Source organism: Chitinimonas arctica, assembly GCF_007431345.1.
GTDB classification, from domain to species: domain Bacteria; phylum Pseudomonadota; class Gammaproteobacteria; order Burkholderiales; family Chitinimonadaceae; genus Chitinimonas; species Chitinimonas arctica.
Genome location: NZ_CP041730.1, coordinates 493,099 through 506,754, shown reverse-complemented (window position 1 = coordinate 506,754; position 13,656 = coordinate 493,099). Strand labels below are relative to the sequence as shown.

Annotated in this window: 19 protein-coding genes; 16 read left to right on the top strand and 3 right to left on the bottom strand. The window is 61.0% G+C overall.

All coding sequences use genetic code 11. The features are described 5' to 3' along the window. Positions 1–42: 42 nt before the first annotated feature. The 8 genes from FNU76_RS02355 to FNU76_RS02320 all read left to right on the top strand — a co-directional run bounded on the left by FNU76_RS02355 (position 43) and on the right by FNU76_RS02320 (position 4,572). Entirely contained in the window at positions 43–237 is a 195-nt protein-coding gene (locus tag FNU76_RS02355) for a hypothetical protein (RefSeq protein WP_143856211.1), read from the top strand. Continuing rightward, the gene (locus tag FNU76_RS02350) at positions 237–602 is read left to right on the top strand and encodes a GPW/gp25 family protein (RefSeq protein ID WP_143856210.1); all 366 of its coding nucleotides are present in this window, start codon (positions 237–239) and stop codon (positions 600–602) included. Before FNU76_RS02355 ends, FNU76_RS02350 begins: the two co-directional genes overlap by 1 nt. Beyond that, complete coding sequence (locus tag FNU76_RS02345; protein ID WP_143856209.1) at positions 599–1,492, top strand: baseplate assembly protein; 894 nt, start codon at positions 599–601, stop codon at positions 1,490–1,492. The genes FNU76_RS02350 and FNU76_RS02345 overlap by 4 nt, the downstream gene beginning before the upstream one ends. After that, positions 1,482–2,108: a phage tail protein I gene (locus FNU76_RS02340; RefSeq protein WP_143856208.1), complete on the top strand. Its 627-nt coding sequence runs from the start codon at positions 1,482–1,484 to the stop codon at positions 2,106–2,108. Before FNU76_RS02345 ends, FNU76_RS02340 begins: the two co-directional genes overlap by 11 nt. Before the next feature lie 7 nt (positions 2,109–2,115). Beyond that, the gene (locus FNU76_RS02335; protein ID WP_143856207.1) at positions 2,116–2,730 is read left to right on the top strand and encodes a phage tail protein; all 615 of its coding nucleotides are present in this window, start codon (positions 2,116–2,118) and stop codon (positions 2,728–2,730) included. Between the two features lie 63 nt (positions 2,731–2,793). Continuing rightward, positions 2,794–3,111: a hypothetical protein gene (locus FNU76_RS02330; RefSeq protein ID WP_143856206.1), complete on the top strand. Its 318-nt coding sequence runs from the start codon at positions 2,794–2,796 to the stop codon at positions 3,109–3,111. Beyond that, complete coding sequence (locus tag FNU76_RS02325) at positions 3,111–4,025, top strand: hypothetical protein (RefSeq protein WP_143856205.1); 915 nt, start codon at positions 3,111–3,113, stop codon at positions 4,023–4,025. Before FNU76_RS02330 ends, FNU76_RS02325 begins: the two co-directional genes overlap by 1 nt. Positions 4,026–4,029: 4 nt before the next feature. Beyond that, entirely contained in the window at positions 4,030–4,572 is a 543-nt protein-coding gene (locus FNU76_RS02320) for a hypothetical protein (protein WP_143856204.1), read from the top strand. Here FNU76_RS02320 and FNU76_RS02315 read toward each other — a convergent pair. After that, on the bottom strand, positions 4,569–5,180 hold the full coding sequence (locus tag FNU76_RS02315) for a hypothetical protein (RefSeq protein WP_143856203.1): 612 nt from the start codon (positions 5,178–5,180) through the stop codon (positions 4,569–4,571). The two genes, FNU76_RS02320 and FNU76_RS02315, sit on opposite strands and share 4 nt — an antisense overlap. Before the next feature lie 44 nt (positions 5,181–5,224). On the opposite strand from FNU76_RS02315, the gene FNU76_RS02310 reads away from it, so the two are divergent. Further along, a complete protein-coding gene (locus FNU76_RS02310; protein ID WP_143856202.1) occupies positions 5,225–5,497 on the top strand; it encodes a hypothetical protein in 273 nt (90 codons plus the stop codon). Between the two features lie 116 nt (positions 5,498–5,613). Here FNU76_RS02310 and FNU76_RS02305 read toward each other — a convergent pair whose 3' ends face one another. Beyond that, a complete protein-coding gene (locus FNU76_RS02305) occupies positions 5,614–5,931 on the bottom strand; it encodes a hypothetical protein (protein ID WP_143856201.1) in 318 nt (105 codons plus the stop codon). A 206-nt stretch (positions 5,932–6,137) separates the two neighbouring features. On the opposite strand from FNU76_RS02305, the gene FNU76_RS02300 reads away from it, so the two are divergent. Continuing rightward, positions 6,138–7,307, top strand: coding sequence for a phage tail sheath C-terminal domain-containing protein (locus tag FNU76_RS02300; protein ID WP_143856200.1), 1,170 nt, complete (start codon positions 6,138–6,140; stop codon positions 7,305–7,307). Between the two features lie 11 nt (positions 7,308–7,318). After that, positions 7,319–7,822 (top strand): phage major tail tube protein, encoded by a 504-nt coding sequence (locus FNU76_RS02295; protein ID WP_143856199.1) that lies wholly within the window; start codon positions 7,319–7,321, stop codon positions 7,820–7,822. Between the two features lie 40 nt (positions 7,823–7,862). Here FNU76_RS02295 and FNU76_RS02290 read toward each other — a convergent pair whose 3' ends face one another. Beyond that, positions 7,863–8,438 carry a hypothetical protein gene (locus FNU76_RS02290; protein WP_143856198.1) on the bottom strand — a complete coding sequence of 192 codons (576 nt, stop codon included), beginning with the start codon at positions 8,436–8,438 and terminating at the stop codon, positions 7,863–7,865. A 214-nt stretch (positions 8,439–8,652) separates the two neighbouring features. Between FNU76_RS02290 and FNU76_RS02285 the strand changes: the two genes are divergently transcribed. The 5 genes from FNU76_RS02285 (at position 8,653) to FNU76_RS02265 (ending at position 13,611) form a co-directional block, all read left to right on the top strand. Continuing rightward, positions 8,653–8,976, top strand: coding sequence for a phage tail assembly protein (locus FNU76_RS02285; protein ID WP_143856197.1), 324 nt, complete (start codon positions 8,653–8,655; stop codon positions 8,974–8,976). Positions 8,977–9,069: 93 nt separating this feature from the next. After that, entirely contained in the window at positions 9,070–11,460 is a 2,391-nt protein-coding gene (locus FNU76_RS02280; protein WP_143856196.1) for a phage tail tape measure protein, read from the top strand. Between the two features lie 9 nt (positions 11,461–11,469). After that, the gene (locus tag FNU76_RS02275) at positions 11,470–12,384 is read left to right on the top strand and encodes a phage tail protein (protein ID WP_223879197.1); all 915 of its coding nucleotides are present in this window, start codon (positions 11,470–11,472) and stop codon (positions 12,382–12,384) included. Next, positions 12,359–12,565 carry a tail protein X gene (locus tag FNU76_RS02270; RefSeq protein ID WP_143856195.1) on the top strand — a complete coding sequence of 69 codons (207 nt, stop codon included), beginning with the start codon at positions 12,359–12,361 and terminating at the stop codon, positions 12,563–12,565. The genes FNU76_RS02275 and FNU76_RS02270 overlap by 26 nt, the downstream gene beginning before the upstream one ends. A gap of 2 nt (positions 12,566–12,567) precedes the next feature. Beyond that, positions 12,568–13,611 carry a phage late control D family protein gene (locus FNU76_RS02265; protein ID WP_143856194.1) on the top strand — a complete coding sequence of 348 codons (1,044 nt, stop codon included), beginning with the start codon at positions 12,568–12,570 and terminating at the stop codon, positions 13,609–13,611. Positions 13,612–13,656 lie beyond the last annotated feature (45 nt).

Sequence of the window (13,656 nt, the reverse complement as noted above, 5' to 3'; positions counted from 1 at the left end):
TCGCCCCGCCTTCGAGCGGGGCTTTTGCATTCTGGAGCCCCTATGGCCAAACCCCTGACAAGCGATGCGATTCCCGTCGCCCCGCGTACCTATCGCGACAAGTCCTTTAAATCCCGCACCCTGGTGCTTGAAGACGGCCGGGCCTTTATGGTCGAAAAGTCCCGCATCGTTACCGATGTGCCCGAACTGGTCGCCTATCTGGACCAGCACGACGACTTCGAGAGCGTGGCCGCCTGATGGTCGCCCAGCCCTTTATCGGCATGCACCGCGACACCGGCCAGCCGATCTCGGGCCGGGAAGCCATCGTGCAAGGCATTCACGACATTCTCACCACCCGCATCGGCAGCCGTCGCATGCGGCCGCGCTATGGCTCGCGTCTGCCCGAGATGGTCGATCTGCCGTTCAACGGTGGCCTCAAGTCGGCCATGCAGGCGGAGATCGCCGAAGCCCTCAATGCCCCCCATAACTGGAGCCCACTGCTGACCGAGCCGCTGGTGCGGGTGAAGCGCGTGACCCTGCGGTCCATCGTCGAGGGCCGCTTCGACTTCGTGATCGATGCCGAAATCGATGGCGAGGCCGCTTTGATCGAGGTGGCACTATGAACAATCTCATCGACTTGGCCCGCCTGCCGCCCCCGGCGGTGATCGAGGAGCTGGATTTCGAGACGATCTTCCAGGGCAAGTTGGGTCGGTTCCGTACCCTGTATCCGCAGTTCAGCGCCGTGCTGGAAACCGACCCGGTAATCAAGCTGCTGGAGCTGGCGACCTATGACGAGCTGACGCTTCGGGCGCGGATCAATGATGCCGTCCAGGCGGTATTACTGCCCTTTGCGAGAGGCAGTGATCTGGAGCAGCTGGCCGCCTTGCTCGGGGTGTCGCGGCTATTGCTTGATGCCGGCAACCCCGCCGCGCAGTCGCCGGTACCGGCCACCTACGAGGACGACGAACGATTACGGCTGCGTGCCCAGATGGCCCTGGAAGGCGAGACGGTAGCGGGCTCGCGTGATAGCTATGTCTTCCACGCCCTCAGCGCCGATGCCCACGTGGCCGATGTGGCGGTGGATAGCCCGGTACCGGGCACGGTGCGGGTGACGGTACTGTCGGTGGACGGTGATGGCTCGCCCAGTGCGGGCTTGCTCAGTACGGTGGCGGCCTATCTGTCCGCCGAGGAGCGCCGGCCACTGAGCGATACCGTGCAGGTGCGGGCCGCCTCGCTGCGTCCCTTTGCCGTTCGCGCCACGCTGTACCGCCGCCCTGGTCCCGACGGCGACCCGGCGGAAGCGGCTGCCCGTGCTGCCTTGGCGACCTACCTGGCCGACTGCCGCAGGATCGGCCGCGATGTCCCGCGCTCAGGTCTGTACGCAGCGCTGCATGTACCTGGCATCGTGCGAGTGGATCTGTCGGAGCCTGCCCTCGATCTGGTGATGGCCGGCAACGAGGTGGCGCTCTGCACCGAGCTGGCGATACAGGTGGTGAATAGCGATGAGCGCTAAGTTACTCCCTAGCAACGCCACTACCCTGGAGCGGGCCGTCGCCGACAGCACCGCCTCGCCGCTCGATCCGGCCGTGCTGCGCGCGCTGTGGTCGGCCGACCATTGCCCGGCGCCGCTCTTGCCTTACCTGGCCTGGGCGATGTCGGTCGATGGCTGGGCCTATGCCTTGACTGATGCGCAACGGCGGCAATTGATCCGTGAGTCGCTTGCCTTGCATAGGAAGAAGGGCACGCCCTGGGCCATCCAGCGGGCGCTGGGGATTCTGGGTTTCGCTGAGGCCCGCCTGATCGAGCATCCGCCCGGTGCGCATTGGGCCGAGTTCGATGTGCAATTGATGCTGCGCAGTGCCGAAGATCAGACCGCCGTGGGCAACGCCCTCAGCGTAATTGACCTGTGGAAGCCCCAGCGTTCGCACCTGCGCCGTCTGGCTGCCATCCAACAGGTGCCCGGCACCATGAAGGTCGCCGCCGCTACCTGCCTGGGCGAGACGTCCCGCGTCATGCCTTACCAACTCCGCCGGCTACCCGCTCCACCTCTGCCGCTCTACCTGGCTGCCACCACCACGCTCGTGGAGGTGCTGCACATCCGGCCGCGCGGCGCCCCTTTATCCCGATAGGAGCCCTATGGCCGATGTACAAAACTGGTTCACCCTGCCCACCGAGGCCGGTTTAGCCCGGATCGCCCAAGCCCTGGCGAAGCAACAGACGATTGAATTGACCCAGATGGCGGTGGGTGATGGCGGCGGAGTGCCGGTGGTGCCCGAGGCGAAGCAGACCCGCCTCGTGCGTGAAACCTGGCGCGGTCCCATCAGCCTGGTTGCTATCGATGCGCAAAACGCCGGCTGGATCACCGCCAATATCGTGATTCCCATCGATGTGGGCGGTTTCACCATCCGAGAGATCGGCCTGTTCGATTCGACCGGCACGCTGATCGCCGTCGCCAACTGCGCCGACCGCTACAAACCCGTGCTGAGCCAAGGCATGGGCGTGGACACGGTGATGGAGATGGTGGTCGCCCTGGGCAATGCCAGCGCGGTCAATCTCAGTATCGACCCCAGCAAGACCTTGGCTTCGCGCCAATGGGTGCTGCAAGTCATGGGCCAGCAGACCCAATTGCCGCTGGGCGGCCTGCCCAATCAGATCCTCGTCAAGAAAACCGCCGCCGCTGGCGATGCCGAATGGCGCGATGTGCGCAGCTTGTTCAGCCGGGCGGAACGGTTTTTCCACGGCCAGATTTAGTCGGCGCCGCACTACCCGTTTCTTTCTCCCGTTCTCTCGATTTACTTCCCCTATGGAGACTTAATGCCGACATTTGGCAAAATGTGTATTCCCCGCGCCGACACCTGGGAGCCGCTCTACACCATCCCCGCCGGCGAGCCGACGATTAATATCAATATGGTCAATTGCAGTACCAGTACGGTGAATGTCGGCATCGCCATTGGTGTTGGCGGCGTGGTCAATGGCGACCGAATGGAATGGAAAACCCCGCTGGAGCCCGAAGGCACGATCAGTAATGTGCTGGAACGTAGCGGCTTTACGCCCTCGGCGGGTGAGACCATCTTTGTGCGGGCCAGCGCCGTGGGTGTGGTTGATGTGCGTGCTTATGGGTTCTCTAACTGATGGGCCGCCGTATCCTTTCTTCGACCTCGGGCAATGTCGCGGCCCGCTCGGTCTTTCCCTGGCCTGCCGCGATTCCGCGCCCCGCCGCCCAGGGCGACAATACTGGTGCCTCGGCCGGCTACCTGCCGGTGTCCTGGCTGACAGATGGCAGCGCGCTACAGGTTTTCTCGTTGCCGGGGTTTGCCTTGCTTAATCCTGCGGGCATGCCGATCTGGACTAAAACGCTGACGGATTTTCCGACCATCACGGCCCTGGTGCGCGAATCGATCTATTTTGACGCTGTCGATCAGGCAATCTGGTGTTTGTCCTACTTCACCGGTACCACGCCGGCCACGATGTACCTCAACAAGATTGTGCTGGCGAGTGGTGCTTTGACCGTGGTCGGTAGTTTTTCGGCGCAGACCAACAATGCCTTTGCCCATAACAACCACCTGTTGACCCGGCCCGTCGAGGGCGCCGGCAATCTGTCGCTCTATAGCGTTTCCGCCGTCAACGGCAATGTATACCGCACGACCATTCATCCCATCACGGGTGCCATCGTGACCGGCCCGACCGTGGTGACCTCGGCGAATGGCGTGCCTTTGAACAACACGGGTAACGGATTTGCCTATGTCAGTGCCGACGAATCCATCGTGGTGTTGGCCAGCGCGAGCGTGCAGTCGGGGTCCACCAACACCGATCCCATCGTGTTACCGCTGGCGAGGAACGGTCGGCAAGCCGCCGTCATGGCGAACCAGATCGGCTTCCCCGTCAGCATGGCGAGCAATGGCGCGACATCCTTGCTTCGCCACATTGGGGGCGGCAAGTACACCGTGTTTCATCCAGCGGGTGGTCGGCGATTGACGGGCGGGGTGTACACGCGGCTGGCACTCGATTCGTGGTTGAACCAAGTCGCCACTTTGGCGGGGATCTAAAACCATGATGAAACGTGTGCATTTCCCTATACGAACCGACGACTCATCCGGATTAATTACATATCCGGACCAGATTCGCTTCTTCAGCAATGCCGATCTGGCCGCCATGCCGGGACATATCATTGCCGAGTACAGCGGCAGCCTCGATCTGCCCCTCTACGGCCCATCCAAACCATCCGTCCGCCCCTTGTTGGTCATTACCCAGGTCACCAGCGACCGATCCACTCAAACCACGGTTGCCATGGATCGCCATGAGGTGATCTGCCCCCAGGGCGCAACGCTGAGCTTTACCGCCGAGCTGCGCGGCGAGGACAGCGCAGTGCTGCCGCTGAGCGACAGCTTTCGGTTGCCCATCCGCCAGCAGGGTGGTCGCGATGGCTTGCTGCTGGCGACCCTGGTCGAGGGCATCGTCACCGTGTCCGCGCCATTTACGGTACCCGGCGATGATGGCACTTGGCTGGTCGATGAAGCAGCCATTAATGCTGGACTGCCGGAAGCCGCGCAGATGCGCTTTGCGGGGATGACGGTCAGTGTCTTCCGGGCTTAGTGAGCTTGGGTGTATCCGCAATAACGGCGGTCCTGCGCATCGAGATCCAACAGCCGCTGTGCCAGTCGTTCATCCTCTAGTGCGTAGCGATTTGCGTCGCGAAGGTAATACAAATAGCCGTGGCTCGGTACGGGCTGAAAACCCAGAATCGCTTTGACGTTTACGTAAGGCGCTATGCAGGCTTGAACGCGTTCAAGATAAGGCACGGCAGTGGATCGAGGCGCTGCTATCGCGACGATCCCGTCTCGAATCAGGGTCTCAGCCGCCTCGTTGACGTTGTCCAATTGATCAAATACTTTCAGCTGCATTCCGTAGAGGCCAAGCCGATAAACAGCAATCTCCTGTAGCAAGTCCTGAAATTTAATGCTGGAAGGGTCGTGTCGATTCAAATCAAAAATATAATGAAGGTCGGCATTTTCGACGATGCTGGCGCTGCCTTTTTTTGGTGCTAAATGCGGATAGGGGGTAACGGAGTTCATCAGCCAATTTGAGTATAGCTGGACAGCCGAATCCGATCCCATTATCGCCACAATGCCATGTTCCATAAATGCATTTACCACCTCATGAATACTGTCTTTAGTGCTGAATATCTTATTCGCAGTACTCATGCTATAGCCTTTGTTCCTGGCGAAAATAATCTTCGCTGTGTTTGATGCTATCCCTTCTTTTGGGATGGCGCATCCTTCATGTGAAGGAAATGTGGCGAAATAAAGTATTTTTATTTTCGACGGATGGAATTTCTGCTGGCCTCATTACTGGTGTTTCCTTCACCCCATTGAGCCATTTTGGTAGTAATGGTTCGCAGAAACCAGCAGGGTGGGCGGGAAGGCTTGCTGCTGCGACCATGGTCGAGGGCATCGTCACAGTGTCCGCGCCGTTTACCGTGCCCGGGGACGATGGTGCCTGGACGTCGATGAAGCGGTAATCAATGCTGGCTTGCCGGAAGCCGCACAGATGCGCTTTGCGGGAGTGGCGGTCAGCGTGTTCCGGCGTTAGCCCGCCAGGCGCTGTCCGCCGCGACCCGCTATGCGCATGGATAAGCTAAGCCGTATTCGCTCCCTCACGCGATGCGAGCCATTGCGTCGCCAAATCCTCCATCAAGCGCTGGAAGTTTTCGCTTTGCGGATCGTGCCGATTCGAATCGAAGACGAAGTAAAGGGCCTCGCTGTCCATTTCGCAGGCGGCACACTTTACGGGTGCGACATGCTCGTATGCGCTGATGCATCGGAACAGCCAGTCAGTGTGCTGGGCCGCAGATCGGGCTTCCCCCGCGAGAGCGGCGATACCGTAAGCAAAAAAGGCGTCTGCTTTTTCTCGAATATTGTCCTTGGTTTGATAGATACGATGCTTGCCAGCCATGGTGCCTCCTTGTTTCCCCCGCGGAAGCTCAGTGCTCCATAGAATATATTCTACACCATGAGGGCCTGCAGCTGTGCGGCGGCGATGACCGAACTCGAACCAAATCGACTCGCGGCCCGCATCCTTCATTTGGACGAACGTCCGAATAAATGCACCCCGCACATTTTCCTTTGGCCCGCCTCGCGGGCTTTTCCTTTTGGAGTCTCATGCCCAGCTTGAGTTTCTTTCACGGCGTAACCGTCACCCTGGTCGATGCCGGGCCGCGCCCCATCGCCATTCCATCCTCGTCCATCATCGGCCTGGTCGATACTTTTACCCCGGCCGAAGGCTTGGCTACACCCAATCAACCGGTCCTGCTGACCAGCTACCGAGAGGCGGTCCTTAAGTTTGGCGCCGGCAGCAATCTGGCGAAGGCGGCACGGGGAATCTATGCCCAGGCCGCCGCCGTGATCGTGGCGGTCGGTGTGCCTGTGGTTGCCGATGGTGCCGCGCTGACCAGTGCGGTGATTGGCGGCGTCACCCAGGCCGGCGCCCGTACCGGCATGCAAGCCTTGCTGGACGGCAAGAGCCGCCACAATGCCCAGCCACGCTTGATCGTCTGCCCCGGCCACTCCGCCAAGCAGCCGATCGCTTCGGCGATGGATAGTCTGGCGGCCAAGTTGAAGGCGGTCGCCATCGTAGACGGACCGAATACCGACGACGAAGCGGCCATTGCCTACTTCACCAACTTTGGCTCCAAGCGCATCTATGCCGTCGATCCTGGGCTGAAGATTTGGGACACCACGGCCAATGCCGAAGTGGTGGTGCCGGCCTCGCCGTATGCGGCTGGACTGTTCGCGCGGACCGACAAGGAGTATGGCTTTTGGGCCAGTCCGTCGAACAAGGAGTTCGTCGAGGTCACCGGTACCGGCCGCCCAGTCGAGTTTCTCGATGGCGACGAAACCTGCCGCGCCAATCTACTGAATGCCGCCCATATCACTACCATCATCCGCGACGGCGGGTTCCGGCTATGGGGTAACCGTACCTTGAGCGCCGACCCGAAGTGGTCCTTTGTCACCCGCGTTCGCACCCTCGATATCGTGATGGACGCGATCCTGTACGGCCACAAATGGGCAGTGGACCGCTCGATCACCAAGACCTATGTCAAGGACGTAACTGAAGGCTTGCAAGCCTTTATGCGTGACCTCAAGGCGCAGGGCGCGATTATCAATTTCGAGGTCTACCCAGACCTGGAACTGAATACCGCCAGCCAGCTGGAACAAGGCCGCGTCTACTGGAATATCCGCTTTACCGATGTGCCGCCGGCGGAAAACCCCATCTTCCGGGTCGAGGTGACCAACCAGTGGATTACCGAAGTCCTCAACACCAATAAATAGGGGAGGCCGACATGGTCCCGCAAGCGCTGTACAACATGAATGCCTTTATCGACGGTAAGGGCTACGCCGGTCTGGCGATGTCGGTCACGCCACCCAAGCTCAAGCTGAAGACCGATGACCATCGCCCTGGTGGCTCGGATGCCGCCATCAAGATAGATATGGGCATGGAGACGCTGGAAGGTAGCTTTACTCTGTCCGGCCTGGATGCCGGCGCGCTGAAGTTCTTCGGCCTGGCCGATCAGACCGCCTTCAATGGCAGCTTCCGGGGCGCCTTCAAGGATCAGAAAGGCGCCGTGGTCGCGGCCATTATCAGTATGCGCGGCATGCTGGAAGAACTGGATATGGGCGACTGGAAGCCTGGCGAGAAGTCGGAGAACAAGTTCGGCATTGCGCTCAGCTATTACAAGCTGGAGCTGGATGGAAAAGTGATGTACGAGATCGAGCCGCTGGCCTGCAGGCGAGTGATCGATGGCGTCGACCAGCTGGATAAGGTGCGGGAGGCGCTGGGCATGTAGCACCTAGCCGAATACGTCATATGCATGCTAATTCAAACTATCAATCTCTCATTTCATCTTGGGTAGGCCTATAGATCTGAAAGAGTGTACGGATGGTGTTATCCGTTTCCCAAGGCGCCTGGCAGCGATTTCCATTAAACCAAAACTGCACTTGGCCCAATACTCCTTGGGTTATTTTATTTCTATAAACCCATCTCAACTCCGCGCCCGTGACGCTTCTGGATATGCCCTCGTCAACATCTATTCCATTATTTCGAAAACCGCTTTTCTCGCAGACTTCGCGGTATTCCAGGCCGTCTAGGACAAAATGGATGTTCTTGCCGCATTCAATCCCAAACTTAATTCCACCTTTACATTTTCGACGGACTGCCTCATTGGTGTTCGAGTGCAATGCTGAACCATATTTCGCATCTAGTTGGTAGCGTGCAATCAACTGATTATCCATTATCTTCGTGCCATAAGGAGGGCGCTCAAATGGCAGCACAGCAAATTGATCAATGTAAATCATGCCCCTATTATGAAAGGGATTTCCGGGCAATGAATAAAGGGAGCGAGGTTCGGCCAATCCGTATATCAGATCATTTGCATTTGTAGCGATATCGACCCTAAATGGCATTTAAATACTCCTAGGCACTTAATCAATTTTAAGTGGCACGATTGAGCCTGCAATGGGCTATTGTCGAGCAATCTACGCCTATTTGGTCCTGGAGGTAATCTATACGGAAGTATAGGGATATTCGTTAGGTAAGCCGATTTTTCAGACTTTCGCTAATTGGTAGTCGCCATAACCGCGCAATTTCAGCGCTCTATTTCCTTTGGAGTTCTATTTCATGAGCAGTGCTTGGCTGCAACACGGCAGCAATCAAATCACCATCAATCTACGACAAACCGCCACCTTCAACGGCGTGCTGCGCGACAGCCTGACCCTACGCGCCCCGCTGGTGCGCGATATTCGCAACGCCCAGCGCCTGACGAGCGACGAAACGGAACGCGAGATGCAGCTGTTCGCGTCCCTTGCCGAGGTGTCGGTGTCTGAGCTGGAGGGCATGGCCTGGCGCGACTACCGTCGCCTGCAGGAGGCCTATTTTCGCCTGGCAGCCGATGACGATGCTGCCGGCGGACCAATTGCGCCAGCTCATGCAACGGCTGGCTAAGGAGCTGCATTTCCAGCCGTCCGAGATTGAGCGCCTCTCGCTCGATGAGGTGCTGTGGTGGCTTAGTGGCGAGTCGTAAAACAAGGAGACAAGATGGCGAGAGAAATCGCGCTCGGCCTGGTCATCGGCGGCGCGGTCGGCGCCTCGTTGGGTAAGGCATTCGCGGAGACCAAGGGCAAGGTCGCGGATCTGCAACGGCGCACCCAGGATGCCAAGCTGTGGCACAAGGTCATTGGCGAGACCCGGCAACTGCAGCAGGAATTCAACACCCTGCATCGCACCGGCAGTGCGGCCGCCGATGGGGTGCGCCGCAAGCTGGACGGCAATATCGCCACCCTGCGTCAGGCCGGCATCGAAGTGGACCGGCTTGAGCAACACTATCGCCGGCTGGGTCGCACGGCACGCGGCTTGGAACTACAGGCTGCCGGCCGACAGCGGATCGGCGCCGGCATGGAAGCGGGTAAATCCGCCCTGGCCGATGCCGGCAAGTTCGCCCTGGGCATGGCGGCGCCGGTCATGGTCAGTGCCGACTATCGCGCCATCGTTCGCGATATCGCCATCAAGGGCGGTATCGCCCGCACCGCCGAGGAGGAGAAGCTGTCGCGCGGCATCGTCAGTGCCTCGGCCTCCAGTGGCATGGCCCGCAACGATGTCGCCCAGGCGGTGAATGTGATGGTGGGTGGCGGGATGACGCGGCAGCAAGCGTTGGATTTCGCCCCGGATGCGGCCAAGTTTTCCATTGGCCAGGCATCCGAGGGGCCCGACACCGCGAAGCTGATCCAGGCGCTGGCGCAGAATGCCAAGATCGGCGACCCGGAAGGCATGCGCAAAGCGCTAAACAGCATCGCTTACCTGGGCAAGGCTGGCTCGTTCGAATCCGCCGACATGGCGCGCTGGTTCCCCGAGCTGCTGGCGGAGATGCAAAAGGTCGGCATCGTCGGCCAGGAATCGGTTTCCAGTTTGGGTGCGCTTTTGCAGGTGCAAATGAAAACTGCCGGCAGCGCCGACCAAGCCGCCAACAATCTGAAGAACTGGTTTTCCAAGATTGGTTCCGAGGAAACGAAGAAGCAGTACAAGGACGCTGGCATCGATTACGAGGCCAAGATGCGCGAGGCCATCGGCAAGGGCTGGAACACCGTCGAAGCCTCGTTTGTCCTGGCCCGCGCCTATGTCGAGCGCATCGATCCGACCAAGGCCAAACAACTGGCCGAGGCGGCCAAGCAGATCGCACAGCAAGACCCCACCAAGCAGCAGGCCATGCTGCAGGCGTTCGCGGAGACCATGAAAACCGGCGATCTATTCGCCGACATGCAGGTCAAGGCAGCCCTCACGGCGTACATGCAAAACAGCGCGCTCTACGCCAATCTCAAGCGCGACTCGAAGGCCGCCAGCAAGGACATCGAGAAGGATCTCGCGGACCGCCGCGACAGCGCCAAGCAGCTATGGAGTGAGGTTGGCCAGGCCTGGGATGATGCCGTGCGCCGTGTCGGCGATGCGCTGCAGCCGCTGTCCGATACGGTGGGCAACGCCTTGCGCGGGATCGGACAAGGCATCGGTACCATCGCCAGTGCCGTGCCACAAGCGACCGCCGCCTTGGTGGTGCTGGGCGCCTCGTTGATTGCCTGGAAGGGCATGAAAGCCGGCGCACAAATCGGCCGCGGTGCCTTCGGTCTGGCACGCGGCGGGCTGCTGGCCGGCCGTGGTCGCCTACCTGGCCGGCTGGGTCAATTGGCAGAACGGGCAGGCAATGTGGTGGGTGCTGCCAGCGCCCAGGCGGTGTACGTCACCAACTGGCCGGTTGGTGGCTTCGGTACCAGCGGTATCGATCTGCCCAATAGTCGCACGCCCGGTGGCACCCCGCCTGTCGGCCGCATGGGTCGTGCCTGGCAAGCGGTGCGCGGCGTGGGAGAGCGGGCTGTCGGTGGTGGCCTGAACCTCCTCAGCAAGGCGGGCCGCCCTGGTCTGGCCCTGGCTTCGACGGGCAGTGTCGCCAGCATGGCGCCTACGTTGGGTTCCGTTGCTGGTAGTGGCTCGACGGGTTTGATTGCTACGTCTACCGGCATGGTCGCGGGGGCTGCTGCAGCCGGCTATGGCGTCGGCACCCTGATCAACAAGGGCGTGGGCAAGGTCACCGGCGGCGGCGATGGCTGGGCGGGTGGTGGCGTGTTCCAACAGCTGCATGGTGAGGAACTGCGCCAACTCAACGCCCCGATTTCACTGGCCGAGGTCAACGCCTTGCGCGCCAAGCAGGGCAAGCCAGCGGTTACCAGCCTGCCCACGGCGCAGCCCGCACCGGCTCCCAAGCCAGCACCGACTGCGAACCAGCAACTCACCTTCGCCCCGAATCTCGCTATCACCGTCCAAGGCGACGTCAAAGACCCGCGCGCCCTGGCCGCAGAACTGATGCCGCATCTCAAGCGGATGTTCGAGGACTACCGTGCCCAGGTTGCACGCGGTGCCCTCCATGATGCCGCCCACGTTTAAGGAATCCATATGGCACTCGTTCAAGCAATCGGCCAAGCCGCAACACGCGCGGCAGCCGCCGCCGGGCGCGTCAGCCTGGTCGCGGCGAAGCTGGCGCAAGATCCCGGGCAGGGTGCGGCCATGCTGCAATCGGTCGGTGGGCAAGCGGTGGCCGATATCCAGGCGGCGACGTCTGCCTTGTCGCAAGGACGCGGTACCGGGCAAGGGCTAGCCGATACCGATCGGTCGGCTATGGGTCGTGCGTATGGCGCCCTGGACAATGCCGTTGCGGCGATTCAGGACAAAGCCGGCCGTATTGTTGCTGCGGTCACCCAGGCCGGCAGTGCGACGCAGCAGATTGCCAAGCAGCTGGCGGAAGCGGGCCAAGCCTTGAAACAGGCCAATACCCGCGCCCAACAGCAGCATCCCTTGGCCGCCAGCCCAGTACCGACCGCTACACCGTCGCCGACCACCCAGCGCGCGGCTACCACGTCGCCCTTCACCGGCGCCACCGGTCCCGCTTCGCACCTGCTGATTCTGAGCGCGCCGAGCGGTACCTTCTATTTCAACCTCAGCACCGCCGCGCACGACAGCGTGAAACGCCAGACGGCCTACAACGTCGCCAGCCAGGACCGGCTGACGCGCCGGCCCGCGCTGCAAGCGGTCAGCCAGGGCGGCGAAACCATCACCTTGTCCGGTGCCATCTTCACCGCCGCTGACTTCGGTACCGGTGCGCCGGGTATCGGCCAGCTCAACCGACTGCGCAAGATTGGCTACGCTCTGGAGCCGGTCACCCTGACCACCGGTTACGGCGAAGTGCTGGGGCGCTGGTATTTGACCAAGATCGACGAAGAGCAGGCCGGCCTGCTGGCGAATGGTGCCCCTCGCAAACAAACCTTTACCTTGGAGTTCCTGCGCTATGGCGAGGACTATACGAACGGCTGAGGGCGATATCCTCGATACCCTGTGCCAACTGATCTACGGCTATCTCGATGGGACGGTGGAAACCGTCTTGGCTGCTAACCCGGGCCTGGCCACCCAGGCTCAGCCTTATCCGTCCGGCCAGCTGATCACCTTCCCGGATCTACCTGCCCGCCGGCAAGACGCGATCCAGCTGTGGGCGTAGGCATGAAGCCCGATTTTCAAGTGCTGGCCGACGAGCAGGATATTACCGCCCTGATCCGCGACCGGCTGATTGAGATCCGCATAAGCGATAAGCCTGGCCTGGATTCCGACAGCTGCGAGATCGAGCTGGATGACCGCGACGGCAAGCTGCGCTTTCCGCGTAAAGGCGCGGTGCTGGCGGTGTCGCTGGGCTGGGTAGGCGAAGGCTTGAATCGCCTGGGCCGCTACCGCGTCGATGAGATCGAAGTCAAAGGTCCGCCGGCCGCCATGCTGATCCGCTGCAAGGCGGCCGACGTCAGCGAGGACAGCAAGACGCACCGGCGCAACAGCTGGGAGGACACCAGCCTCTCCATCATCGTCGGCGACATTGCCGGCCGGCATGGCTGGCAGCCGGTGTGTGCCGTTCAAGCCGAGATCGTACGTGCCGATCAGGTGGGCGAAAGCGATCTGCACTTTCTCACCCGGCTGGCACGTTTGCACAACGCGACAGCGACGGTGAAGGCCGGCAAGCTGCTGGTCCTGCCGCGTGATAGTGGGCAGCAGGCCAGCGGTGGGAGTATGGCCGAGCTGACCATTTCACCGGCGCAATGCCATAGCTACTCGCTGGTATTCCCGGATCGGCCCGCGCACGCCAAGGTCCGGACGCAATGGCACGACCCGAAGGTTGGCCAGCCGGTCCCACTGATCCTGCCCAACCCATCCGCACCGCCTGGCGCGACTGCAATCCACATCGACCGCCATACCTACGCCAATCCGCATGCTGCCCGCGACGCGGCGGATAGCCGGTTGGGCGCCCTCAATCGTGCCACCGCCAGCGGCCACTTGGTCCTGGCACGTGGCGATGCCCGTTTATGCGCGGAGCGTAAAGTGAGCCTGAAAGGCTTTAAACCGCAGGTGGATGGGGTTTTTCTGGCCGAAAGCGTGGAGCACGCCTTTTCGCACACGGGCTGGATCACCACCGTGCAGTTGAACGCCGGCAATGCCGGCAAGGCCCAGGTCGGCCGCACCAGCCAAACGGATCTGCCTATCCCCGCGCCGCTGCCTTAATCCGCAACCCCAGACAGTGTGCCCCGCCGTGCGGGGTTTTTTATT